The organism is Streptomyces sp. NPDC042102, assembly GCF_055582305.1.
The window spans coordinates 188,067-211,999 of sequence record NZ_JBVJDL010000008.1 but is presented as its reverse complement, the minus strand read 5'-3'; the positions used below and the strand labels follow the sequence as shown (position 1 = coordinate 211,999).

Genomic DNA, 23,933 nt, shown 5'->3' with positions numbered 1-23,933 from the left:
GGCTGCACACCTACAATCACCACCGCGGACACACCGCGCTCGCAGGCAAACCACCTGCCAGCCGCGTCCCCAACCTCACTGGGCAATACACCTAGGCCTGGCGGCGGACCTCCACCACGCGGAACCGGTTGGAGACGAACGCGCCGTCGCACAGGGCCGCGTTCGCCGACGGGTTGCCGCCCGAGCCGTGGAAGTCGGAGAAGGCGGCCGTCTGGTTGACGTACACCCCGCCGGTGAGGTTGAGGGAGAGCTGCGCGGACTCCTCCAGGCAGACCTCCTCGACCGCCCGCTCGGTGTCCGAGGACGTCGTGTACGCGCCGACGGTCATCGCGCCCTTGTCCCGCACGGTGCGGCGCAGCAGGTCCAGCGCGTCCGAGGTGGAGTCGACGGCCACCGCGAAGGAGACCGGGCCGAAGCACTCCGAGAGGTAGGCGGCCGAGTCGTCCGGCTTGGCGCCGTCCAGCTTGACCACCACCGGGGTGCGGACCACGGCGTCCGGGAAGTCGGGGTTGGTGACCGCGCGCGAGGCCAGCGCGACCTCGCCCAGCCCCGCCGCGGCCTCCAGTCGGGCCTTCACGTCCGGGTTGACCAGGGCGCCCAGCAGCGCGTTGGCCCGGGCGTCGTCGCCCAGCAGACCGTCGACGGCCGCCGCGAGGTCGGCGACCACCTCGTCGTACGACTTGTGGCCGGCATCGGTGTCGATGCCGTCGCGCGGGATCAGCAGGTTCTGCGGGGTCGTGCACATCTGGCCGCTGTACAGGGACAGCGAGAAGGCCAGGTTGGAGAGCATGCCCTTGTAGTTGTCGGTGGAGTCGACCACGACCGTGTTGACGCCGGCCTTCTCCGTGTACACCTGCGCCTGGCGGGCGTTGGTCTCCAGCCAGTCGCCGAACTCCGTGGAGCCGGTGTAGTCGATCACCTTGATCTCGGGGCGCACGGCCAGCTCCTTGGCGATGCCCTCGCCCGGCTGCTCCGTCGCCAGCGCCACCAGGTTGGGGTCGAAGCCCGTCTCGGCCAGCACCTCGCGCGCCACCTGCACCGTCAGCGCCAGCGGCAGCACCGCACGCGGGTGCGGCTTGACCAGCACCGGGTTACCGGTGGCCAGGGAGGCGAACAGGCCCGGGTAGCCGTTCCAGGTGGGGAAGGTGTTGCAGCCGATCAGCAGGGCGACGCCGCGCGCGACGGCCGTGAAGGTCTTGCCCAGGTTCAGCGGGTCCTTCTTGCCCTGCGGCTTGGACCAGGCGGCCTGGCCCGGGACGCGGGTCTGCTCCTCGTAGGCGTAGGCCACGGCCTCCAGGCCGCGGTCCTGCGCGTGCGGGCCGCCGGCCTGGAAGGCCATCATGAACGCCTGGCCGCTGGTGTGCATGACCGCGTGCGCGAACTCGTGCGTGCGCGCGCTGATGCGGGCCAGGATCTCGATGCAGACCAGGGCGCGGGTCTCGGGACCGGCATCGCGCCAGGCGGCCATGCCCGCCTTCATCGCGGGCAGCAGGACGTCCGCGTCGACGTGCGGGTACTCGACGCCGAGCGGCACGCCGTACGGAGAGGTCTCGCCCGGCGTCCAGCCGTCCGTACCGGGCTGGCCGAGATCCAGCCGGGTGTCGCGGACGGCCTCGAAGGCGGCGAGCCCGTCGGCGCCGGCGGTCTCGCCGTACGCCTTGGGGTGTTCGGGATGCGGGGACCAGTAGGCGCGGCTGCGGATGGCATCCAGCGCCTGGTCGAGAGTGTGCCGGTGCTTCTCGGAGAGCTGAGCGGCGGACAGGTCGGCGGCGGCCATCAAGACCAACTCCTCGTTGAGCCGGGCGTAGCGGAGCAGACTGGAGTTAGAGTAACCGAACGATCGGTCGGGACAAGAGGGCCGATCGAGCCTGTGGACAACTCATGCGGGAGGATCGGGGACATGACAGCTATCGAGCGCTCCCGCACCGTGGCGGTCGTCGGCGCCGGAACCATGGGCCAGGGCATCGCCCAGGTCGCCCTTCTCGCCGGCCACCGCGTCCTGCTCCACGACGCCCTGCCCGGGCGGGCAGGCGAGGCCGTGACCGCCGTGACCGGCCGGATCGAGCGGCTCGTGGCCAAGGGACGGCTGGACCGGGCGGAGGCGGACGCCGCCACCGGCCGCCTCGGCGCCGCGACCTCGCTGGCCGAGCTGGCCGACGCCGCCCTCGTCATCGAGGCGATCGTCGAGGACGCGGGCGTCAAGCGCGAGCTGTTCACAGCACTCGAAGGTGTGGTCGCCGCCGACGCGCTGCTGGCCACCAACACCTCCTCGCTCTCCGTCACCGAGCTCGCCGGCCCGCTCGCGCACCCCGGCCGCTTCCTCGGCCTGCACTTCTTCAACCCGGCGCCGCTGCTGCCGCTCGTCGAGGTGGTCAGCGGCTTCGCGACCGACCCGGCGGCCGCCGAGCGCGCGTACGCGACGGTGTCCGGCTGGGGCAAGACGCCCGTGCGCTGCGCCGACACCCCCGGCTTCATCGTCAACCGGATCGCCCGCCCCTTCTACGCCGAGGCCTTCGCGGTGTACGAGGAGCGCGGCGCGGACCCGGCGACCATCGACGCCGTGCTGCGCGAGAGCGGCGGCTTCCGGATGGGCCCCTTCGAGCTGACCGACCTGATCGGGCAGGACGTCAACGAAGCCGTGACCCGCTCGGTGTGGGAGTCCTTCTTCCGCAGCCCCAAGTTCACCCCCTCGCTCGCGCAGCGCCGCCTGGTCCAGTCGGGCCGGCTGGGCCGCAAGTCGGGGCGGGGCTGGTTCCCTTACGGACCGGACGCCGAGGTGCCCGCCCCGCACACCGCCGCGCCCGAGGCCGCCCCCGACAAGGTCACCGTGGTCGGCGACCTGGGCCCGGCCGCCGATCTGGTGGACCTGCTGGAGGAGGCCGGGATCGCGGTGGCCACCGCCGGGACCGGCGGCCCGTACATCCAGCTGCCCGGCGAGGGCCAGCTGGTCCTGGCGGACGGCAAGACCTCGGTCGAGTTCGCCGACGTCGTCTACTTCGACCTCGCGCTGGACTACCGGGGCGCCACCCGGATCGCGCTCTCCGCGAGCGAGGACACCTCCGCGCGCACCCTCGCCGAGGCCGTGGGCCTGTTCCAGAAGCTCGGCAAGCAGGTCAGCGTCATCGGCGACGTCCCCGGCATGATCGTCGCGCGGACCGTGGCGATGCTGATCGACCTGACCGCCGACGCGGTCGCGCGCGGGGCGGCCAGCGCCGAGGACATCGACACCGCGATGAAGCTCGGCGTGAACTACCCCCTCGGGCCCTCCGAGTGGCACGACCGGCTCGGCCCCGACTGGGCGTACGACCTGCTGCACCACCTCGACGAGCGGTGCCCGGGCGGCCGGTACGCGCCGTCGCTGGCGCTCTTCCGGCTGGGCTACCAGGCGGGCGAGGACGCCGGCGACGCCGATGCCGGTCCGGACGTCGACACGGACGCGGAGGAGACGTCATGACCACCGTCCGGCGGGACACGTACACCCCCGAGACGCTGCTGTCGGTGGCCGTCCAGGTCTTCAACGAGCGCGGCTACGACGGCACCTCCATGGAGCACCTCTCCAAGGCGGCCGGCATCTCCAAGTCCTCGATCTACCACCACGTCGCGGGCAAGGAGGAGCTGCTCCAGCGGGCCGTCAGCCGGGCCCTGGACGGCCTGTTCGGCATTCTGGAGGAGCCGGGCGCCACGCGCGGCCCGGCCGTCGACCGCGTCGAGTACGTCACCCGGCGCACGGTGGAGGTGCTGGTCACCGAGCTGCCGTACGTCACGCTGCTGCTCCGGGTCCGCGGCAACACCCGTACGGAGCGGTGGGCGCTGGAGCGCCGCCGGGAGTTCGACCACCGGGTCGCCGAGCTGCTCGGCGCGGCCGTCGCCGAGGGCGACCTGCGCGCGGACGTGGACACCCGGCTCGCCACCCGGCTGCTGTTCGGCATGGTGAACTCGCTGGTGGAGTGGTACCGGCCGCACCCGGACACGGGCCACGACCAGCTGGCGGAGACGGTCGTGCGGATGTCCTTCGACGGCCTGCGGACGATACGCCCGTAAGGGCCAGGCGGCCGCCCGTCGGCGGTCCGGCGGCGTCACTCCTCCGTGAGGGCCTGGGCGCGCGGTGCGGCCGGGTCCAGGAGATCCGTTTCCTCGAAGACCAGCAGGGTGTGGGTGGAGAGCACCTCGGGGATGGCCTGGAGACGGGTGAGGACCAGCTCGCGCAGCGTCCGGTTGTCGGGGGTGTGGACCAGCAGCAGGACATCGAAATCGCCGCTGACCAGGGCGATGTGGGCGGCGCCCGGCAGCTCGCGCAGCTGTTCGCGCACCGTCCGCCAGGAATTCTGGACGATCTTCAAGGTGATGTACGCGGACGCGCCCTGCCCCGCGCGTTCGTGGTTGACGCGGGCCGTGAAGCCGCGGATCACCCCGTCGTCGATGAGCCGGTTGATGCGCGCGTAGGCGTTGGCCCGACTGACATGCACCTGCTCGGCGACCGAGCGTATGGACGCCCGGCCGTCCGATTGGAGCAGCCGCAGGATCGAGCGGTCGATCGGGTCCAGCGGCCGCGGCGGGGCCGCGACGGGCTCCGGCGCCCCGGCGGGCGTGGCGGGCACGCCGACGGCCGCACCCGGTGTGACCGGCGCGGAACCCGCTCCGGCCATTTGTTCATCCGCCATTGCCCCCGGCCTCCCTCTCCTGGACGTCCTGCATCCATCCCAGGGCTCCGGCGCCACTTTGTCCACAGCCTGCGGGTGCCTGTAGCCAAAATGCGCGGACGACCGAACAATCGGTAGGTGAGGCGCCTCACACCCGAGGCGTCCGCCCGCCCAGCCCACCGCTGGGCCGTGCCCCCAGCCCGCTTCCCACGAGGAGGTGTACGCCGCCATGACGGTCCAAGAGCTGCCCGGTGCCGGTGCGTCCTACCGACCCACCCCGCCGCCCGCCTGGAGGCCCCGTACGGATGCCGCTCCGCTGCTTCCGGACCCCGAGCCGTATCGGGTGCTGGGCACTCCGGCGGCGGACAAGCTGGATCCCGAGCTGATGCGGCGGTGCTACGCCGAACTGGTGCGCGGGCGTCGCTACAACGCCCAGGCCACCGCGCTGACCCGGCAGGGCCGGCTGGCGGTCTACCCGTCCACCGTGGGCCAGGAGGCCTGCGAGATCGCGGCCGCGCTGGTGCTGGAGGAGCAGGACTGGCTCTTCCCCAGCTACCGCGACACCCTCGCGGCCGTCGCCCGCGGCCTGGACCCGGTGCAGGCGCTGACCCTGCTGAGAGGCGACTGGCATACCGGGTACGACCCGCGCGAGTACCGGATAGCCCCGCTGTGCACCCCGCTCGCCACCCAGCTGCCGCACGCGGTGGGCCTGGCGCACGCCGCCCGCCTCAAGGGCGACGACGTGGTGGCCCTGGCGATGGTCGGCGACGGTGGCACCAGTGAGGGCGACTTCCACGAGGCGCTGAACTTCGCGGCGGTCTGGCAGGCCCCGGTGGTCTTCCTCGTGCAGAACAACGGCTTCGCGATCTCCGTGCCGCTGGCCAAGCAGACGGCCGCCCCGACGCTGGCGCACAAGGCCGTGGGGTACGGCATGCCGGGCCGGCTGGTCGACGGCAACGACGTGGCGGCCGTCCACGAGGTGCTGGCCGAGGCGGTGCACCGGGCCCGTACGGGTGGCGGCCCGACCCTGGTCGAGGCGATCACGTACCGGATCGACGCCCACACCAACGCCGACGACGCCACGCGCTACCGGGAGGACGACGAGGTGGCGGCCTGGAAGGCCCACGACCCGGTGGAGCTGCTGCAGCGCGAGCTGACCTCGCGCGGCCTCCTCGACGAGGCGGGCATCGAGGCGGCGAAGCAGGCGGCCGAGACGATGGCGGCGGCCCTGCGCGAACGGATGAACGCCGACCCGGTGCTCAACCCGATGGACCTGTTCAGCCACGTCTACGCGGAGCAGACGGACCGGCTGCGGGAGCAGGCGGACATGCTCCGTGCGGAGCTCGAGGCGGAAGCGGAAGCGGAGGACCGGTCGTGACGACGGTGGCGGTGAAGCCGGCGACCATGGCCCAGGCGCTGGGCCGGGCGATGCGCGACGCGATGCGCGAGGACCCGACGGTCCACGTCATGGGCGAGGACGTCGGCACCCTGGGCGGGGTCTTCCGGATCACGGACGGGCTCGCGAAGGAGTTCGGCGAGGACCGGTGCACGGACACCCCGCTCGCGGAGGCCGGCATCCTCGGCGCCGCGGTCGGCATGGCGATGTACGGGCTGCGGCCGGTCGTCGAGATGCAGTTCGACGCCTTCGCCTACCCGGCGTTCGAGCAGCTGATCTCGCACGTGGCGCGGATGCGCAACCGGACGCGGGGCGCGATGCCGCTGCCGATCACCATCCGGGTGCCGTACGGCGGCGGGATCGGCGGCGTGGAACACCACTGCGACTCCTCCGAGGCGTACTACATCGCCACCCCGGGGCTGCACGTGGTGACCCCGGCGACGGTGGAGGACGCGTACGGGCTGATGCGTGCCGCGATCGCCTCGGACGATCCGGTGGTCCTCCTGGAGCCGAAGCGGCTGTACTGGTCGAAGGCCGAGTGGAACCCGGACGCCCCGGCGCCGGTCCCGGGCATCGGGAAGGCACTGGTGCGGCGTGCGGGCACGAGCGCGACGCTGATCACCTACGGCCCGTCGGTGCCGGTGTGCCTGGAGGCGGCGGAGGCGGCCAAGGCCGAGGGCTGGGACCTGGAGGTCGTGGACCTGCGCTCGCTGGTGCCCTTCGACGAGGAGACGGTGGTCGCCTCGGTACGGCGGACCGGGCGCGCGGTGGTGGTCCACGAGGCCAACGGCTTCGGCGGACCCGGCGGTGAGATCGTCGCCCGCGTGACGGAGCGGTGCTTCCACCACCTGGAGGCTCCGGTGCTGCGCGTCACGGGCTTCGACATCCCGTACCCGCCGCCGATGCTGGAGAAGCACCACCTGCCCGGCGTGGACCGGATCCTGGACACCGTGGCCCGCCTGCAGTGGGAGAACTGATGCCTCAGGTACTGGAGTTCAAGCTCCCCGACCTCGGCGAAGGCCTGACCGAGGCCGAGATCGTGCGCTGGCTGGTGGCGGTCGGCGACGTGGTGGCCGTCGACCAGCCGGTGGTCGAGGTGGAGACGGCCAAGGCGATGGTCGAGGTCCCCTGCCCGTACGGCGGCGTGGTCACGGCCCGCTTCGGCGAGGAGGGCACCGAGCTGCCCGTCGGAGCGCCGTTGATCATGGTGGCGGTCGGGTCGGCCGCGGACGCGGCGCCGGCGGCGACGGAGACGGAGACGGCCGGATCGGGCAACGTCCTGGTCGGGTACGGCACGGACCACTCCCGCCCGGCACGCCGCCGACGCGTCCGCCCGGGAGCACCGGCCGCGGCTGCCGCTCCGGTGGCCACGCCGGTGGTCGCGCCGGCGCCGGTGGCCGTATCCGCGCCGGTGACCGTCGTCGCGGCGGGTGGGCCGGTGCCGGTCATCTCCCCGCTGGTGCGCAAGCTCGCCCGGGACAACGGGGTCGACCTGCGGGCCCTGTCCGGCAGCGGACCCGACGGCCTGATCCTGCGGGCCGACGTCGAGGCCGCGCTGCGGGCGCCCGTGGCCGCCTCGGCGGTGGCGGCGGCTCCCGTGCCGGTCACGGCGGCCGGGGAGCGGATCCCGCTCAAGGGGCTGCGCGGCGCCGTCGCCGAGAAGCTCTCGCGCAGCCGGCGTGAGATCCCCGACGCCACGTGCTGGGTGGACGCCGATGCCACCGAGCTGATGGCGACGCGGGCCGCGATGAACGCGGCGGGCGGGCCGAAGATATCCGTGCTGGCGCTGCTGGCCCGGATCTGCACCGCCGCGCTGGCCCGCTTCCCGGAGCTCAACTCCACGGTGGACCTCGCGGCGAACGAGATCGTCCGGCTGCCCGGCGTCCACCTGGGCTTCGCCGCCCAGACCGAGCGGGGCCTGATGGTGCCGGTGGTCCGCGACGCGCACACGATGAACCCGGAGGCGCTGTCCGCCGAGTTCGCCCGCCTGACCGAACTGGCGAGGACCGGGAAGCTGGCGCCGTCCGACCTGACGGGCGGGACGTTCACGCTGAACAACTACGGGGTGTTCGGGGTGGACGGGTCCACCCCGATCATCAACCACCCCGAGGCCGCCATGCTCGGCGTCGGCCGCATCATCCCCAAGCCGTGGGTCCACCAGGGCGAACTGGCGGTCCGCCAGGTGGTCCAGCTCTCGCTGACCTTCGACCACCGGGTCTGCGACGGTGGCGCGGCGGGCGGGTTCCTGCGCTACGTCGCGGACTGCGTGGAGTCGCCGGCGGTGCTGCTGCGGTCGCTGTAGCCCCGGGGCACCAGGCTCGGCGGGGTCCAGTCCGCGTGGCGGAGGATCGCGCGGACGGTGGCGCCCGAGGGGGCCAGGCGCAGGGCGGTGTCGCGTGCCGCCCGGGCGAGCGGGTGGGTCAGCTGCGGACCCATCCGGCCCGCCCGGCGGGCCGCGCGGGCCACCGCCCACGTGCGGGGCCGCCGGGCGGCGTCGTAGCGCGCCAGCGCGGCGGCCCGGTCCGGGCCGGCGGCCAGTTCGGCGGCCAGGGTGACCGCGTCCTCCAAGGCCTGGCAGGCGCCCTGGCCGAGGTGCGGGGGCATGGCGTGGGCCGCGTCGCCGAGCAGGGCCACCCGGCCCGCCACGAACGACGGCAGGGGCTCGGCCAGTTCGTGGATGTCGTGGTGCAGGACGTCCTGCGGCCGGGTCGCGTCCAGCAGGTACGGGACCGTGCGGTGCCAGTCGGCGAACCGGCGGTGCAGCACGGCCAGCGGGTCCCGGTGGCGCACGCCCGGCGGTGAGCCCAGTACGGCGTGCCATTCGGCACGCCCGTCGGCGAAGGCGATGTGCCCGAACTCCGCGCCGGCGCCCCACGTCAGCTCGAAGTCGGTGTCCAGGGACACCGGTTCGGCGGTGATGGCGCGCAGTACGGTCGATCCGCCGTACGCGGGTCCGGGGTGGCCCGGGAAGAGGGCGGCCCGGATCCGGCTGCGCAGCCCGTCGGCGGCCACCACCAGGTCCGCCTCCAGGTCGTCGACGGAGGTCACCTCCGTGCCGACGGCCAGGCAGGACGCCGGCAGTGCGGACCGCAGGATCCGGTGCAGGTCGGCGCGCGGGATGCCCGCCACCGGGGTGCCCAGGGCCCGTTCCAGCGCCGCGCCGTCCATCCGGGACAGCCGGCGCCCCCGGGGAGTGCGGGTCCCGCCCGTGTACTGTCCGCGTGCCGCCGCCCGCACCGCCGGGCCGACGCCGAGGGCGTCCAGGGCCCGGATCCCGTTGGCGGCGAGCGAGATGCCGGCGCCCGCGTCATCGAGTACGGCGGCGCGTTCGAGGACGGTCACCTCCCAGCCGGTGCGGTGCAGCCCGATCGCCGCCGCCAGTCCGCCGATGCCTCCGCCGACCACCACGGCCCGCTCACCCATGACGCCCCCTTTTCTACAGCTGTAGAAGACCTGGGGTGCAGCGTACTCCGGTGCTTCTACAGGTGTAGAAAGAGGGGGTGAGCGACGAACGACGAACCGTCTTGGCCGACGCGGCCATCGAGGTGCTGGCCGAGGCCGGTATGCGCGGGCTGACCCACCGGGCCGTGGACCGGGCGGCGGACATGCCACCGGGCACCACGTCCGCGTACTACCGCACCCGCGCCGCCCTGCTGACCGGCCTGGTGCTGCGGCTGGTCGCCCGGGACCAGGCCGAGCTCCAGGCCGCCGGCGAGGCCCTGCCGATGCCCCGCACCCCCGCCGAACTCGCCGACGCCTTCGAGACCCTGACGGTGCTCCGGCTGACCGGCGAGGGGCGGCGCCGTTCCCTGGCCCGCTACGCCTGCATGGTGGAGAGCGTGCGCGACCCGGAGCTGCGCGAGATCCTCGTCCCGCGCGCGAACGCGGGGCGGGACACCGTACGCGCCTTCCTGGCCGCGCACGGCGTCACCGACCCCGACACCCGCACCCACAGCCTGCTGGCCTGTGTCGAGGGTCTGGTCCTGGAGCACCTGCTGACCGGTACCCCGGTGCCCCGCGAGGCCCTGGAGGGCCTGGTGGCGGCGGCCCTGCGCTGATCCGCCCGGCCGAGGGCGCCCGGCCCGTCAGACCGTCCGACCGCCAAAACGTCAGACCGTCAGCAGCAGTTTGCCGACGTGGGTGCTCGACTCCATGACGCGGTGGGCCTCGGCGGCCTCGGCCAGGGGGTACGTCGCGTGGACCACCGGGCGGACGCGGCCCGCGGGGATCAGCGGCCAGACGTGTTCGCGGACGGCCGCCACGATGGCCGCCTTCTCCTGCACCGGGCGGCCGCGCAGCGTGGTCGCGGTGACGGCCGCGCGCTTCGCCATCAGCGCGCCGATGTTCAGCTCGGCCTTCACTCCGCCCTGCATGCCGATGATGGCGAGACGGCCGTTGAGAGCGAGCGCGGAGACGTTCCGGGCCAGGTACTTCGCGCCGATGATGTCCAGGACCACATCGGCCCCGGCGCCGTCCGTCGCGGCCCGCAGCTCCTCCACGAAGTCCTGCTCGCGGTAGTCGATCAGCACGTCCGCGCCCAGCTCCTTGCAGCGCGCCAGCTTCTCGGGCCCGCCCGCCGTGACGGCGACCCGCGCCCCGACGGCCTTCGCGAGCTGGATCGCCATGGTCCCGATGCCGCTGGCGCCACCGTGCACCAGTACGGTCTCGCCCGGTCGCAGATGGGCGATCATGAAGACGTTGGACCACACCGTGCAGGCGGCCTCCGGCAGCGCCGCGGCCGTGACCAGGTCCACGCCGTCCGGCACCGGCAGCAGCTGGCCCGCCGGGACCACGACCCGCTGCGCGTACCCACCGCCGGTGAGCAGCGCGCACACCTCGTCGCCGACGGCCCAGCCCGAGACGCCCGGGCCCAGCGCGGCGATCCGCCCGGAACACTCCAGGCCGGGATACGGGGAGGTGCCCGGCGGCGGGTCGTAGAAGCCCTGCCGCTGGAGCACGTCGGCGCGGTTCACGGCCGTGGCCGCGACGTCGACGAGGACCTCGCCCTCGCCGGGCGCCGGATCGGGTACGTCGGCCAGGACCAGGGCCTCGGGGCCGCCGGGCTGCGGGATGGTGATGGCATGCATGGCCCGGACAGTAGTACGCGCGCCTACTCGGCGGGGCTCTTGACCACCGCGGGGGTGGCCGGAGGAGCCGCGCGGACGATGACGATCAGCCGGTCCGTCAGTTGCAGCGGGCTGGCGTGCGGGTCGTCGTAGGCGAGCAGCCGGTGTCCGCGCAGCACGCTGACCACCAGGTCCTCGGTCTCGCGCACGCCCTTGCCCGCCTCCGCCTTGCTGACGGGGCGTTCGATGAGGTCCAGGCCGGTGCCCTGCTGGATCAGGTCCTCCATCACGGTGCCGGCGCTCGGGCTGAGCACCGACAGTCCCAGCAGCCGGCCGGCCGCGCTGGCGCTCGTGATGACCGCGTCGGCGCCCGACTGGCGCAGCAGCGGCGCGTTCTCCTCCTCGCGCACCGCGGCCACGATCTTCGCGCCACGATTGATCTGGCGGGCCGTCAGGGTGACCAGGACGGCGGTGTCGTCGCGCTGGGTGGCGATGATGATCCGGCGGGCCTTGTGCACCTCGGCGCGCAGCAGCACCTCCGAGCGCGTCGCGTCTCCCACGACCCCGGTGAATCCTTCGGCGTTGGCCGAGTCGATCACCTTGGAGCTCGGGTCCACGATGACCACCTGCTCCTTCTGGAGACCGGTGGCCAGCAGGGTCTGCAGGGCCGAGCGGCCCTTGGTGCCGAAGCCCACGACGACCGTGTGCTCGCGCAAGTTCTTCCTCCAGCGGTTCAGCCGCCACTCCTCCCGGGTCCGCTCGGTGAGGACCTCGAGAGTGGTGCCGACCAGGATGATCAGGAACAGCACACGCAGGGGTGTGATCAGCAGGATGTTGACCAGGCGGGCGCTGTCGCTGTGCGGGACGATGTCGCCGTACCCGGTGGTCGAGAGCGTGACGGTGGCGTAGTAGACGGAGTCGAGGAAGTCGACTCTGCCGTCGGCGTTGTCGTGGTAGCCGTCACGGTCGATATAGACGATCAGGACGGTCAGGCAGAGGACGAACAGGGCCATCAGCAGACGCTTGGTGACCTGGCGTATCGGCTTCTCGACGATGCGACGGGGGAGTTTGACGCGCCGTGAGACGAGTTTCTCCTCCGCGCCACGGGCCATCGCGTCCTGTCCGTGGAGTTTCACGTGAAACATCCTTCCCCGGCCCACGCCAGATCCAGCATCTCCAGCTCCTGCCCGGCCCGTGCCCCGTTTGGCGGTACGACGGCCAGCGCGTCGGCGGCCGCGATGCCGCGCAGCATCGCCGGGCCGTTGTAGCGGAGCGGGACGGCCTGGTCGTACCGGAGCACCACCGGCACGAGCCGGGTGTCGTACGGGTGCCCGGGGACCGCGTCGCGCACGGGGACGGCGTAGCGGGGCCGCGGGGCGCGCCCGGCGAGGCCGCGCAGCAGGGGTTCGGCGAGGGTGAGCAGGCCGGAGACGGCCGCGAGCGGGTTGCCGGGCAGGCCCACGAGGTGGCGGGCACCGCCGTCGAGGCGGGCCAGCAGCATGGGGTGGCCGGGCCGGACGGCGACCCCGTCGACGAGGAGTTCGGCCCCGGCCCGGGACAGCACCGGGTGGACGTGGTCGACGGGGCCGGAGGCGGTGCCGCCGGTGGTGATGACGAGGTCGGCCTCGGAGCCGGTGACCGCCTTGAGGAGGGCCTCGGCACTCTCGGCGTCGTCACCGAGCCGGTGGGTCGCGATGATCCGGGCGCCGGTCCCGGCCAGCCAGGGGCCGATCATGGGGGAGAGCGCGTCCCGGATCAGGCCGTCGTGCGGGCGGCCCTCGGTGAGCAGCTCGTCGCCCAGGACGAGGATCTCCACGCGGGGGCGCGGGCGGGTCGGCAGGTCGTCGTACCCCGCGGCCGCGGCCAGGCCCAGGACGGCGGGGGTGACGATGGCCCCGGCGGGCAGCAGCTGGTCCCCGGAGCGGCACTCCTGGCCCCGCGGGCGGATGTCCTGGCCGGCGTGGACGTCGCGCTCGGCGTGCAGCCGGCCGCTGGCGGTGCGGCAGTGCTCGCTGCGGATCACGGCCGTGGCCTCGGCGGGGATCCGGGCGCCGGTGGCGATCCGGACGGCCTCGCCGTCGGCCAGGGGATCGGGGCGGGCGGAGCCGGCCAGAACGTCGGAGCCTTCGCGGACCGCCCAGGGGCCGGGTCCGGCGACGGCCCAGCCGTCCATGGCGGACGTGTCGAAGGGGGGCAGGTCGGTCAGCGCGTCCAGGGGGGCGGCGAGTACCTCTCCGAGTGCGTCGGAGAGGGCCGCGCGGTGGGTGCGGGGGCGGACGGCCGCGCCGGTACGGGCGGCGATCTCCCGGGCCCGGGGCCAGGAAGCGGCCCGGTGGCCGCCGCCGTCGGGGTTGCGGGCGACCAGGGCGAGGGCCTCGTCCAGGGCCCGCTCGGTGTCGGAGGGTGTCATCCGGAACCGCTCCCGTCGCTGGCCGTGTCGGTCCCGCCCGTCCCGCCCGTCCCGCCCGTCCCGCCCGTCCCGCCCGTACTGCCCGTGCCGTTCTCGGCGGCCCAGCGCAGGGCCAGCGCGGACGCCTTGCGGGCGGCCTCGGCGACGGCCTGGGCGGGCTCGGCGCCGGTGGCTTCGGCGCGGGCTGCCGCGTAGCCGATCAGGAAGGTGGTCAGGGGCGCGGCGGGGCGGGCGACGCCGTGGGCGGCGTCGCGGGCGAGGTCGAGGAGGGTCTTGGTGTCGACGTCGACGTCGATGCCCAGCTCGTTCTTGACAGCGGTGATCCATTCATCCAGCACGTTCCCATGCTCTCTGATCCGGGCACGGGCCGCGGCGAGATCGTCCCAGGTGTCGCAGTCGAAGGAGGCGAGGGGATCGGCCGCGGTGAGGCGCGCGAGGTCGAGCTCGGCGGTCAGGGCCCGCAGGGGGAGCCCGTGCAGCGTGCCGTGTTCGGCGGCGAGGAGGGCGAGTTCGCGGCGCAGGGGTTCGGCGCGGTAGGCGGCGACGAGGGGCTGGTCGCGCCCGTCGGGGTCGCGCAGGAGGGTCCCTTCGGCGCCGTGGGCGCCTTCGGCGCCGTCGAGCAGGGCCTGGACGGTGTGCCGGTCCAGGAACGGCAGGTCGGCCGAGAGGACGAGGACCCGGTCGGCGCTGGTACGGCGCAGCCCCGCCTCGAGCGCGGCCAGCGGGCCGCCGCCGGGCGGATCCTCGCGGGCCCACGTCACGGGCCGCGCGGTGGCCCGCCGGCCGCCGACGACCACGGTCCGCGCAGCCCCGGCGCAGGCGTCGAGCACCCGGTCCAGCAGGGCGCGCCCGCCGACGCTGAGGGCGGGCTTGTCCGCCCCGCCGAGCCGCTGCGCGGCTCCGCCGGCCAGCACGATCGCGTCGTAACCCATGCCCCGAGTATGCGTCCGCCGCCCCGCTCCCGGTCCACCGCCCCACCCCGCACCCGCGCCGCCGCGCCCCTGCGTGCCCGGACGCGGGAAACCCCCGTGCGCCGGGCACGGGGGTTCGAGGGTTCGGGGGCGGGTGGGGTCAGAGGTAGGGGCCCGAGCGGATGGCGCCGTGGGGGCCGTCCTCGTCGTCGTGCGGGGCGCCGGGCGGCAGGGCGCGGCGCATCTGCTCCAGTTGGGCCCGCGCCGCCATCTGCTGCGCGAACAGGGCGGTCTGGATGCCGTGGAAGAGGCCTTCCAGCCAGCCGACCAACTGTGCCTGCGCGATGCGCAGTTCCGCCTCCGAGGGGATCGCCTCGTCCGTGAACGGCAGGGAGAGCCGCTCCAGCTCCTCCACCAGCTCCGGTGCCAGACCGTCCTCGAGCTCCTTCACGGAGCTCGCGTGGATGTCCTTGAGCCGGACCCGGCTGGCCTCGTCCAGAGGGGCGGCGCGGACTTCTTCCAGAAGTTGCTTGATCATGCTGCCGATGCGCATGACCTTGGCGGGCTGTTCGACCATCTCCGTCACCGGGACCTCGCGCGACTCGTCATCGGCGCCGCCGACCGCCGTCCCGTCCTGGCCCACGATCAGAACCTGCGGGGGGCTGTCCTGCGACCGTTCACTCCTCGGCATCTCCATGCCGCCATTCTCTCGCACACCTTCGTTCTCACACGGTGTGCCCCCGTACAGGCGTGATCCACCCTGTACGGGGGCACGGACCTCGTCAGCCCGTGGCCCGCCGGGCCAGTGCGCCACTGGAGCGGGTGACGAGGGCGGCCAGCAGGGCCGCGCCCAGCGGGACCACGATCAGCAGCTGCGCGAAGGTCTCCCAGGGGATGACGATCGGGACGAACGGCATGCTGTCGCCGCCGAAGCCCGAGTTGAGGCCCTCCTCGTAGAACTGCTGCTGTTCGCGCCGTTCGGTCAGCCGCAGCCCGATCGCGGGCAGCACGCCCGCCGCCGAGCCCAGCACCACGCCCATGGCGGCCACGACACCGCACTGGAAGCCGCTCAGCGTCCGCCGCACCCGCGGGGGAGCACCGACCGCCGCCAGGGTCTTGAGGTCCCCCTCGGCGTCGGCCTGGGCCAGCCCGGTGGCGATCCCCGCCGCGCCGATGGTGACCAGGCCCGCGAAGACGGACAGGATCAGCAGCATCATCGTGTCGTCGCCCTGGTGGCCGCGCTCGATGTAGAAGCCGGCGTCGACTCCCATGCGGTCGAACTCGCCCTCCAGCCGCTGCCGCTGCTCGCTGGTGGCCGTCCCGTCGAGGGTGAAGTACGAGCCGACCGGGGCGACGACGAGCCCGGCGGACTTGGCGACGGACTCCGGCAGGATCAGCCTGATGCCGTAGGCCTCGGCGCTCTCCGGCGCCTGGTGGACGGGGAAGACCTTGTCCTGGCCGGGGGCGTCCTCGTCACGCGCGGAGGCCTCTTCGGCCTTCTCGAAATCGGTGACCAGTCGCATCGTCACCTTGCCGTCCTTGACCTGGCGTCGGTCGAACGAGACGACGGTGCCCTCCCGCAGCGCCTTCACGGTCGCGGGGTCGGTGATCCCCAGGGTGGTCAGCAGCTTCTCGTCGGCGACGACCGTCGACTCCGGTGCGAAGTGCGTACCCCGCTTGCAGCGCCAGTCCTTGCGCAGCTCGCGCGCCTTTTCCCGCGAGAAGTCGGCGTCGCGTGCGTAGAGCGGGCACCGCTGCTCCTTGGGCACCACGATCTCGGCCTGGCCGCAGCCCGGCGCCCGGGAGTACGACTCGCAGTCCGCCCTGCCGACCGCGACGCGGGCGATGTCGGCCCGCACCGCCACCGGGAGGCCGCGGCTGAGCGCGTCCCGGACGGCGGGTACGTCGCGCCAGCCGGCCGACTCGTTGAGGTTCAGCCGGCCGACCCCGTCGGGGAGTTCGGCGACGTAGTTCTGCCGCTGCTGGACCTCACGGCTGTGCTGGTACGTCGCCACCGCGACCGTTCCGGCGACGGCGGCCAGCACGGCGGCCACGGCCGGTGCCGTACGCCCGCGGTTGCGGACCGCGTCGCGCAGCGCGAGCCGCGGGGACAGCGGCAGCCAGCGCCCGATCCGCCCGAACATGCCGACCAGGACCGGGGTGAGGGCGACGAGGCCCAGCTCGGCCAGGGCACTGCCGCCGGCGACGACGATGAAGCCCATGCCGGACACCGTGCCGTACAGGGCGATGGAGGCGCCCGCGCCGATCGCGATCAGGCCGATGACCGGCAGCACACGGCTGGACCGGCGGATGCCCCGGCGGCCGGTGAGGGAGGCCAGGACGGTCTGCCGGGAGGCGGTGACCGCCGGGGCGATCGCCGCGAGCAGGCCGATCAGGACGGCCAGGGCCGCGACGGCGAGCAGTTCCAGCGGCCGGATGTCGAAGCTGCCGAACCGCCGGTTCGCCTGCTCCTCCAGCCACGGCTGGAGTCCGAGGGTCAGGGCGATGCCGATCGCGATGCCGACGACGGCGGCCGCGACACCGATGACGAGGCCCCCGGAGAGCACGATGGCCCGGATGTGCCGGCGGTCGCCGCCGTTGGCGCCGACCAGACCGAGCTGGCGGCGCGAACGGCGGGCGCCGACCGCGAACGCGGGGCCGGCCAGCAGACAGACCTCCAGCATGGCCAGGCCCACGACCGTCGCGAGGATCGCCAGCTCCGTGGTCCGGTCGCCGTTGCCGTACAGGCGCTCCTTGGAGGTCTGCTGGTAGAGCGGGACCTCGGAGTCGGCCGGCGGGTCGAGCGCCACGGCCCGGGACACCAGCAGGGCGCCCTTGGCGTTGGCCTCCTTGACCATGTTCCACGTGAAACCAGCGCCGCCGGGAGCCTTGGCGAGGAAGGTGTCGTCGGGGGTCACGCCGGTCATGCCGGCGGCCTGCAGGGCCTGGTCGAGCGGGGCGAGCAGGGTGCCGGGCGGGGCGATCAGCTGCAGGTTCGACAGGTTCGAGGGCTCCTCGTACGCGCCGACGATCTTGTACATGATCTTCGAGCCGCGCGGGGTGACGCCGGAGCCGACGAAGAGACCGGACTCCTTGAGGAACGCCTGGGAGGCGATGACCTCGCCCGCCGCCCGCGGCAGCTGCCCGCGGTCGAGCGTGATCCGGCTGCGCACCATCGGGTGCGCGAGGTCCAGCTCGCGCAGCTGGGTGTCCAGGAGGCCGTGCGTCGTCCGTACGCGGCCGTGGCCGATGCTGTCCTTGACCAGCTCGGTACCGGGCGGCAGCGCGGCCCTGGCGGCCCCAGCGAGGTCCGTGGGGGGCTTCTCCGGGCGGGGCGGGCGGGACGCGCGGGCGTCGAAGCCGCCGACCGGCTCGTAGTGCTCGCCGTCGGGGGTCTGGTAGAGCGCCGTGCCCAGGTTGCCGGTCTTCACGACGGCGTCGGCGGCGCCCATGACGCGGTGCATGGCCTGCTCGGTGGAGAGCTCGGCGCTGCGCAGCGCCAGATCGGCGCCGCTGACGCCGACGATCGGCAGGGCGATCATGGCGAGGACCAGGAGGCTGCGGCCCTTGGCGCGCCAGGCGTCGCGGCGGGCGATGCGGATGGCCGCGATCCAGGAGTGGTACCAGGACTTCACCGCTGGGCCGCCCGCCCCGACAGCAGCGAGTCGGCGTGGCTGCGCAGCGTCTCGTCGACCACGCCGCCGTCGCGCAGGAAGACCACGCGGTCGGCCCAGGCGGCGAACCGCGGCTCGTGGGTGACGAGGATGCCTGCGGCGCCCGCGTCGCAGCGGGCGCGCAGCAGGGCGAGGACGGATTCCCCGGTCTCGGAGTCGAGGGCGCCGGTGGGCTCGTCGGCCAGGACCAGGCGGCGGTCGCCGACCAGGGCGCGGGCGATGGCCACGCGCTGCTGCTGGCCGCCGGACATCTCGTCCGGGAAGCGGTCGGCGAGCTGGGACAGGCCCATCTCCTCCAGGGCCGCGAGGGCGGAGACGCGCGCCTTGCGGGCGGAGACTCCGTCCAGCTCGCGCGGCAGGGCCACGTTCTCGGCGGCGGTGAGCGCCGGTATGAGGTTGTAGTCCTGGAAGACGTAGCCGATGCTGCGCCGGCGCAGGGCGGCCAGCTGCTTGCGGCTCGCGGTGGTGATGTCGGTGCCCTCGACGATCACCCGGCCGCTGGTGGGCGAGTCCAGGCCGCCCGCCAGGGTCAGCAGCGTGGACTTGCCGGAGCCGGAGGGGCCCATGACGGCGACGAGCTCGCCGGGGTGGACGGCGAGGTCGATCCCGCGCAGGGCGTGCACCTCGGTGGCGCCGCTGCCGTGCGTACGGGTGAGTTGCTGCAGTTGCAGCACGGGCTGGGGTCGGTGCTGGTCGGGCATGAAGGGTCTCCCCCCGGGGCGGTGGTTCAGCCCCGTGTCGCGCGGGTGTGGGGCTGTGCGGCCGCGGCGGTGGCCGCGGCGGCGGTGTCGGAGTCGGTGCCGGAGTCGGTCGAGCCGGTGTCGGCCTGGGGCGCTGCGTGCGGGGCTCTCCGTTCGGCCAGGACGGAGAGCCGCACCAGCCGGGTTTCGGAGTGGTCCAGCCAGCGGGCCTCGGCCTCGGTCTGGAAGATCAGCTGTTCCAGGACCAGCAGCCAGGCCACGTCGTCGCGCTCGTGCGACCGCCCCGTCTCGATCGCGGCGAGCGCCTGCGCCTTGAGCCGGGTGTAGTCCTGCATGGCCTTGATCGTGGCGTGCCGCTGGGCCTGGATGACGGCGCGGATGTCCACGCCGGGCGAGCCCACGGCCATGGCGAGCTTGATCGACAGCTCGTCGCGAGGCGGGTTGGTGCGGTCGACGGGCCGCTCGTACCAGTCGGCGAGTTCGGTGCGGCCGGCGTCGGTGATCGTGTAGAGGGTGTGGCCTGCGTCGTCCTCGCCGCCGGGGGCGACGAGGCCGTCACGCTCCAGCCGGGCGAGGGTCGTGTAGACCTGCCCGACGTTGAGCGGCCAGGTGGAGCCGGTGCGGGACTCGAACTCGGTACGCAGCTGAGAGCCGTACCGAGGACCCGTATCCAGCAGTGCGAGAAGGCCGTGGCGGATGGACATACTCAGTATGTATACCGAGTATGTCGATCGTCGCAACCGCCGTCGGACGTACATCTCAAGGGGGATGCCCGCGGGGAGGGCCGGGGCGGGGGCAAGGAAGGGGCGGGGTGGAGTGCGCCGGCCTCAGCCGCGGCGCAGGCGCACGGCGAGGAAGCCCAGCCCCAGTCCCATCAGGGCGATTCCGGCGCCGAGCGGCAGGATGTGCGCGGCCAGATCGGCGGCGCGGTCGTTGGTCGGGGTGCCCAGTGCCGCCGGCGGGGGCGACGGGGCGGGCGGCCGGGACGGCGCGGCGATCTCCGGCGGCGGCAGCACCGGAACGGGCTGCGGCCGTTGCGGAACGGGCCGGTCCGGAAGGGGGAGGGCCGGCCGGTCCGGAACGGGAAGGGCGGGACGTGCGGGGCGGTCCGGGTGCGCCGGGTGTGCCGGGTGTGCGGGGCGGGCGGGAAGCAGAGCGGGACCGTCCGGGAGCGGCCGCGCCGGGACCGGCCGGGCCGCCAGGACGGCCTCGGGGTTCGCGGGCTCGGTCACCGGACGGCCGGGGCGCTCCCGCCCCTGGCCCGCGGTGCTGCCGGCCAGCCGGGGGTCCTCGCCCGGGACCGCGTGCGCCGGCGGTACGAGCACGGCGGCCACGAGGGCCGCGGCGGCCAGTCCGCGCAGCGGACGAGAGCCCTGGTTCACCCGCCCAGATTCACATACCGGAGCAAAACCGGCATCCTGGACGGGCCGTTCAGAACCCCGCGCGCCTCGCCCGGCCTACCGCGGCCCGCCTACCGCGCCTGCTCGGCCCCGCCTACCGCGCCCGCCCGGCCCGCCGCGGAACGGGCCGGCCCGCCCGCCGCGGAACGGCCCGGCCGGTTCTACTGCGGGTTGCCCGTCGAGACGACCAGGGTGAACTCGGTGTTGGCCTTGTCCACGTCCGTGCTCGGCGCCGGGATCTGCTCCAGCACCGTGTCCTCGCCGTAGACGGCCTCGTCACGCTCCTGGACCTTGTAGCGCCAGCCCGCCGCCTGGATGCACTCCTTCACGGACTTCACGTTCTTGTAGCGGAAGTCGGGGGCCGAGACCTTGTTCGGGTCCTTGTAGGACTTGTAGGCCTCCTTGCACTTCGACGGCTCGATCGTGCGCGACGGGTCCGGGCCCTTGTGCCCGCCCTTCGTGGACGCCGCGCCCGACGGGTTCGCGGGGTTCGCCGAGGTGGAGCCGTTCGGGGCCGCGGTGCCGCCGCCCCCGCCCTCCTCGTCCTTCCCGTTGATGTAGATCGCCGTGGCCAGACCGCCGATGGCCAGCAGCGCCACCGCGATCGCCCCGACGACCACCGGCATGTTCCGGCGCGGCGCCGCCACCCCGGGCCCGCCCGCCCGCGTCGGCGTCCCGCCCGTCGGCGAGATCGTGAACGGCGGCGGGGTCTGCGGCGCGAACGGCTGCGGCGCCGGGGTGTGCGGGTAGGCGTACCCCTGCTGCGGGACCGGCGGCGGGGTCTGCGGGGCGAACGGCTGCGGGGCCGGGGTGTGCGGGGCCGGGGTGTGCGGGGCCTGCGGCGCGTACGGGGAGGACGGGTACGGCTGCTGCACCGACTGCGGCCCCGGCGCCTGGAAGCCCGAGTCCACCGGCGGGAACACGGCCGAACCCACGCCCGCGCCGCTGCTCACCGGCCCGCCGGCGACGATCGCCGGAGCGCCCGTCTGCCCGGCCGACTGCACGCGCGCGATCTCGTCGCGCATCGCCGCGGCCGTCGGGAAGCGCTCGTTCGGGTTCTTCTTCAGCGCCCGCGCGACCAGCGCGTCCATGGCCGGCGTGAGGGAGCGGTTGATGGTCGACGGGGCGACCGGCTCCTCCTGCACGTGGGCGTACGCGATGGCCAGCGGCGAGTCCGCGTCGAACGGCAGCCGCCCGGTCAGCAGCTGGAAGAGCATGATGCCGACCGAGTACAGGTCGGAGCGGGCGTCCACGCCGCGCCCCAGCGCCTGCTCCGGGGAGAGGTACTGCGGGGTGCCGACGACCATGCCGGTCTGCGTCATGGAGGTGACGCCGGACTGCATCGCACGGGCGATACCGAAGTCCATGACCTTGACCACACCGCGCTTGGTCATCATCACGTTGCCGGGCTTGATGTCGCGGTGCACCAGGCCCATCTCGTGGCTGGTCTCCAGCGCGGCCAGCACGTCGGCGGTCACCTTCAGCGCCTTGTCGGCCGGCATGGCGCCGTACTGCGCGACGTCCGCCTGGAGCACGGAGCCCAGGGGCTGGCCCTCGACGTACTCCATCACGATGTACGGCATCAGCGCGCCGCCGAGCTCGCCCTCGCCCGTGTCGAACACGGACACGATGTTCGTGTGCGACAGTTTCGCTACAGCCTGGGCCTCGCGCCGGAAGCGCTCGCGGAAGGACTGCTCCCGGCCCAGTTCGCTGTGCAGGGTCTTGATGGCGACCTGCCGGTCGAGCGCCGAGTCGTACGCGAGGTAGACGGACGCCATGCCGCCCTCGCCGAGCAAGTCCCTTAGCTGGTAACGGCCACCGGCCAGCGAGCCGCCTGCGTACCGGCCCGGATTGCCGTCCTGGCTCATGACTGTTGCTTCCCCTCGCCCAGTTCCGTCCGCGCCTGGCTGGGCGCATGTCGCGCCCAGTCTGCCGGAGGGCAAGCACACGTCAAGCCAGGTGCTCGTTCCGTGACCGCGGGGCCACGGGGTGCCATTGTCCGAACGGTCACCTGTTCCGAGGCTGTAGCGTTCACCGGAGCACCCTGCACAAGACCCACCGCTTCTGCGGCCGAGAGAGACGACGGCGAGGACTGATGGCACCCGAACCCGAGGGAAACGGCGCCGGGATGGCCGAGGGTCCCGAACATTGGGGAGCCGGCGGTCTCGTCGGCGACGGGCGCTACCGCCTCACCCACCGGCTCGGCCGCGGCGGCATGGCCGAGGTCTTCGCGGCCGAGGACGTACGCCTGGGCCGCACCGTCGCCGTGAAGCTGCTGCGCGCCGACCTCGCCGAGGACCCCGTCTCCAAGGCCCGCTTCACCCGTGAGGCGCAGTCGGTCGCCGGCCTCAACCACCACGCCGTCGTCGCCGTGTACGACTCCGGCGAGGACCGGGTCGGGCCCAACACCGTCCCCTACATCGTGATGGAGCTGGTCGAGGGCCGCACCATCCGCGAGCTGCTGCTCAGCGCCGAGGCCCCGGGCCCCGACCAGGCGCTGATCATCGTCTCCGGGGTGCTGGAGGCGCTCGCCTACTCGCACCAGCACGGCATCGTGCACCGTGACATCAAGCCCGCCAACGTCATCATCACCAACGCCGGCGCGGTGAAGGTGATGGACTTCGGCATCGCCCGCGCCCTGCACGGCGCGCAGGCCACGATGACGCAGACCGGCATGGTCATGGGCACCCCGCAGTACCTCTCCCCGGAGCAGGCGCTCGGCAAGGCCGTCGACCACCGCTCCGACCTGTACGCGACCGGCTGTCTGCTCTACGAGCTGCTCGCGCTGCGCCCGCCCTTCACCGGCGAGACCCCGCTCTCCGTGGTCTACCAGCACGTCCAGGACGTGCCGGTGCCGCCCTCCCAGCTGGGCCAGGACGTGCCGCCGGAGCTCGACGGCCTGGTGATGCGCGCGCTCGCCAAGGACCCCGACGACCGCTTCCAGAGCGCCGAGGAGATGCGCGGGCTGGTCCAGTACGGCCTGCAGATGCTCCAGGACGAGGGCGCGGGCACCGGTACGTGGAACACCGGCCCGGTGACGATGGCGCTGCCCCACGGCCGCGGCCCGGCCGCCACGACGGCCATGACGGGCGCCGGCCAGCAGTACCCGGCGCACGCCACCACCTCGCAGTTCCAGCAGCCGATGGTGCCGCCGCTCAACCCGGACGACGGCTCCGCCTTCCCCGGCGGCGGTGGCAGCGGCGGCTACGACCGCTACGACGGCCCGGGCCACGGTGAGGACGGCCGTGGCGGCGGCCGCTGGAAGGCGTGGCTGTTCGCGGTGCTCGCCGTCGTGGCCATCGCGGGCGGTGTGGTCTACGCGGTGGACAACGTCGGCAACAAGGGCGGGGGCACCGACAAGAACCCCTCCAGCTCGCAGAGCCCGGCCACCGGCCAGACGAGCGCTCCGTCGTCGCCGGACGCCTCGCAGCCCACCGTGACGCCGGACAACACCCGTACGTGGGAGCAGAACACTCCGCCGCCGAGCCGGACGCGCAGCAGTGCCCCGAGCTTCAGCCAGTCGCCGACGCCGACGGAGTCGCATTCGCAGACGTCGCCCGACCCGACGGCGACCAAGCCGACCAGCACGCCGACGAAGACCGTGCCCCCGACGACGAAGCCCAACCCGACGACTACCGGCGCCAACCCGGTGGGCGGTGGCGAGGGCTGACGCCGCGCAGGCATCGGCAAGGGCCCGGAAGAAGTAATTCCGCCGGGCCCTTCGCCCTATCCATC

At 73.7% G+C, this 23,933-nt stretch carries 20 protein-coding genes; 7 read left to right on the top strand and 13 right to left on the bottom strand.

Features of this window, described 5'->3' with window-relative positions:
* Window positions 1-91: 91 nt before the first annotated feature.
* The gene (paaN, locus tag ACZ6KO_RS27835; RefSeq protein WP_469306767.1) at window positions 92-1,777 is read right to left on the bottom strand and encodes a phenylacetic acid degradation protein PaaN; all 1,686 of its coding nucleotides are present in this window, start codon (window positions 1,775-1,777) and stop codon (window positions 92-94) included.
* A gap of 123 nt (window positions 1,778-1,900) precedes the next feature.
* On the opposite strand from paaN, the gene ACZ6KO_RS27830 reads away from it, so the two are divergent.
* Both ACZ6KO_RS27830 and ACZ6KO_RS27825 read left to right on the top strand, forming a co-directional pair.
* Complete coding sequence (locus ACZ6KO_RS27830) at window positions 1,901-3,454, top strand: 3-hydroxyacyl-CoA dehydrogenase (protein ID WP_469306766.1); 1,554 nt, start codon at window positions 1,901-1,903, stop codon at window positions 3,452-3,454.
* Window positions 3,451-4,041, top strand: coding sequence for a TetR/AcrR family transcriptional regulator (locus ACZ6KO_RS27825; protein ID WP_469306765.1), 591 nt, complete (start codon window positions 3,451-3,453; stop codon window positions 4,039-4,041). Before ACZ6KO_RS27830 ends, ACZ6KO_RS27825 begins: the two co-directional genes overlap by 4 nt.
* A 35-nt stretch (window positions 4,042-4,076) precedes the next feature.
* Here ACZ6KO_RS27825 and ACZ6KO_RS27820 read toward each other — a convergent pair whose 3' ends face one another.
* Window positions 4,077-4,661: an Lrp/AsnC family transcriptional regulator gene (locus ACZ6KO_RS27820; protein ID WP_469306764.1), complete on the bottom strand. Its 585-nt coding sequence runs from the start codon at window positions 4,659-4,661 to the stop codon at window positions 4,077-4,079.
* Window positions 4,662-4,869: 208 nt separating this feature from the next.
* Between ACZ6KO_RS27820 and pdhA the strand changes: the two genes are divergently transcribed.
* Genes pdhA through ACZ6KO_RS27805 form a run of 3 tightly spaced genes read left to right on the top strand, consistent with a single transcriptional unit; the run spans window position 4,870 to window position 8,338 of the window.
* Window positions 4,870-6,018, top strand: a complete 1,149-nt coding sequence (gene pdhA, locus ACZ6KO_RS27815) for a pyruvate dehydrogenase (acetyl-transferring) E1 component subunit alpha (protein ID WP_469306763.1) — start codon at window positions 4,870-4,872, stop codon at window positions 6,016-6,018.
* A complete protein-coding gene (locus ACZ6KO_RS27810; RefSeq protein WP_469306762.1) occupies window positions 6,015-7,013 on the top strand; it encodes an alpha-ketoacid dehydrogenase subunit beta in 999 nt (332 codons plus the stop codon). The genes pdhA and ACZ6KO_RS27810 overlap by 4 nt, the downstream gene beginning before the upstream one ends.
* Window positions 7,013-8,338 carry a dihydrolipoamide acetyltransferase family protein gene (locus ACZ6KO_RS27805; RefSeq protein WP_469306761.1) on the top strand — a complete coding sequence of 442 codons (1,326 nt, stop codon included), beginning with the start codon at window positions 7,013-7,015 and terminating at the stop codon, window positions 8,336-8,338. The genes ACZ6KO_RS27810 and ACZ6KO_RS27805 overlap by 1 nt, the downstream gene beginning before the upstream one ends.
* Here ACZ6KO_RS27805 and ACZ6KO_RS27800 read toward each other — a convergent pair.
* The gene (locus ACZ6KO_RS27800; protein ID WP_469306760.1) at window positions 8,287-9,459 is read right to left on the bottom strand and encodes an FAD-dependent monooxygenase; all 1,173 of its coding nucleotides are present in this window, start codon (window positions 9,457-9,459) and stop codon (window positions 8,287-8,289) included. The two genes, ACZ6KO_RS27805 and ACZ6KO_RS27800, sit on opposite strands and share 52 nt — an antisense overlap.
* 77 nt (window positions 9,460-9,536) lie before the next feature.
* On the opposite strand from ACZ6KO_RS27800, the gene ACZ6KO_RS27795 reads away from it, so the two are divergent.
* A complete protein-coding gene (locus ACZ6KO_RS27795) occupies window positions 9,537-10,094 on the top strand; it encodes a TetR/AcrR family transcriptional regulator (RefSeq protein ID WP_469306759.1) in 558 nt (185 codons plus the stop codon).
* A gap of 51 nt (window positions 10,095-10,145) precedes the next feature.
* On the opposite strand, the gene ACZ6KO_RS27790 is transcribed toward ACZ6KO_RS27795, so the two are convergent.
* From ACZ6KO_RS27790 to ACZ6KO_RS27745, 10 genes are all read right to left on the bottom strand, one after another.
* A complete protein-coding gene (locus ACZ6KO_RS27790; protein WP_469306758.1) occupies window positions 10,146-11,123 on the bottom strand; it encodes an NAD(P)H-quinone oxidoreductase in 978 nt (325 codons plus the stop codon).
* 23 nt (window positions 11,124-11,146) lie between these two features.
* Window positions 11,147-12,247: a potassium channel family protein gene (locus tag ACZ6KO_RS27785; RefSeq protein WP_469306757.1), complete on the bottom strand. Its 1,101-nt coding sequence runs from the start codon at window positions 12,245-12,247 to the stop codon at window positions 11,147-11,149.
* Window positions 12,235-13,512, bottom strand: coding sequence for a molybdopterin molybdotransferase MoeA (locus ACZ6KO_RS27780; protein ID WP_469306756.1), 1,278 nt, complete (start codon window positions 13,510-13,512; stop codon window positions 12,235-12,237). The genes ACZ6KO_RS27785 and ACZ6KO_RS27780 overlap by 13 nt, the downstream gene beginning before the upstream one ends.
* Window positions 13,509-14,444, bottom strand: a complete 936-nt coding sequence (locus tag ACZ6KO_RS27775) for an NTP transferase domain-containing protein (RefSeq protein ID WP_469306755.1) — start codon at window positions 14,442-14,444, stop codon at window positions 13,509-13,511. The genes ACZ6KO_RS27780 and ACZ6KO_RS27775 overlap by 4 nt, the downstream gene beginning before the upstream one ends.
* Window positions 14,445-14,583: 139 nt before the next feature.
* Complete coding sequence (locus ACZ6KO_RS27770) at window positions 14,584-15,120, bottom strand: bacterial proteasome activator family protein (protein WP_469306754.1); 537 nt, start codon at window positions 15,118-15,120, stop codon at window positions 14,584-14,586.
* Window positions 15,121-15,205: 85 nt separating this feature from the next.
* Window positions 15,206-18,058 (bottom strand): FtsX-like permease family protein, encoded by a 2,853-nt coding sequence (locus ACZ6KO_RS27765; RefSeq protein ID WP_469306753.1) that lies wholly within the window; start codon window positions 18,056-18,058, stop codon window positions 15,206-15,208.
* The gene (locus tag ACZ6KO_RS27760) at window positions 18,055-18,798 is read right to left on the bottom strand and encodes an ABC transporter ATP-binding protein (RefSeq protein ID WP_469306752.1); all 744 of its coding nucleotides are present in this window, start codon (window positions 18,796-18,798) and stop codon (window positions 18,055-18,057) included. Before ACZ6KO_RS27760 ends, ACZ6KO_RS27765 begins: the two co-directional genes overlap by 4 nt.
* A 26-nt stretch (window positions 18,799-18,824) precedes the next feature.
* Window positions 18,825-19,502: a PadR family transcriptional regulator gene (locus ACZ6KO_RS27755; protein WP_469306751.1), complete on the bottom strand. Its 678-nt coding sequence runs from the start codon at window positions 19,500-19,502 to the stop codon at window positions 18,825-18,827.
* A 123-nt stretch (window positions 19,503-19,625) separates the two neighbouring features.
* Window positions 19,626-20,180 (bottom strand): hypothetical protein, encoded by a 555-nt coding sequence (locus ACZ6KO_RS27750; RefSeq protein ID WP_469306750.1) that lies wholly within the window; start codon window positions 20,178-20,180, stop codon window positions 19,626-19,628.
* A gap of 179 nt (window positions 20,181-20,359) precedes the next feature.
* On the bottom strand, window positions 20,360-22,066 hold the full coding sequence (locus ACZ6KO_RS27745) for a protein kinase domain-containing protein (protein WP_469306749.1): 1,707 nt from the start codon (window positions 22,064-22,066) through the stop codon (window positions 20,360-20,362).
* Between the two features lie 227 nt (window positions 22,067-22,293).
* On the opposite strand from ACZ6KO_RS27745, the gene ACZ6KO_RS27740 reads away from it, so the two are divergent.
* Entirely contained in the window at window positions 22,294-23,868 is a 1,575-nt protein-coding gene (locus ACZ6KO_RS27740) for a protein kinase domain-containing protein (RefSeq protein WP_469306748.1), read from the top strand.
* Window positions 23,869-23,933 lie beyond the last annotated feature (65 nt).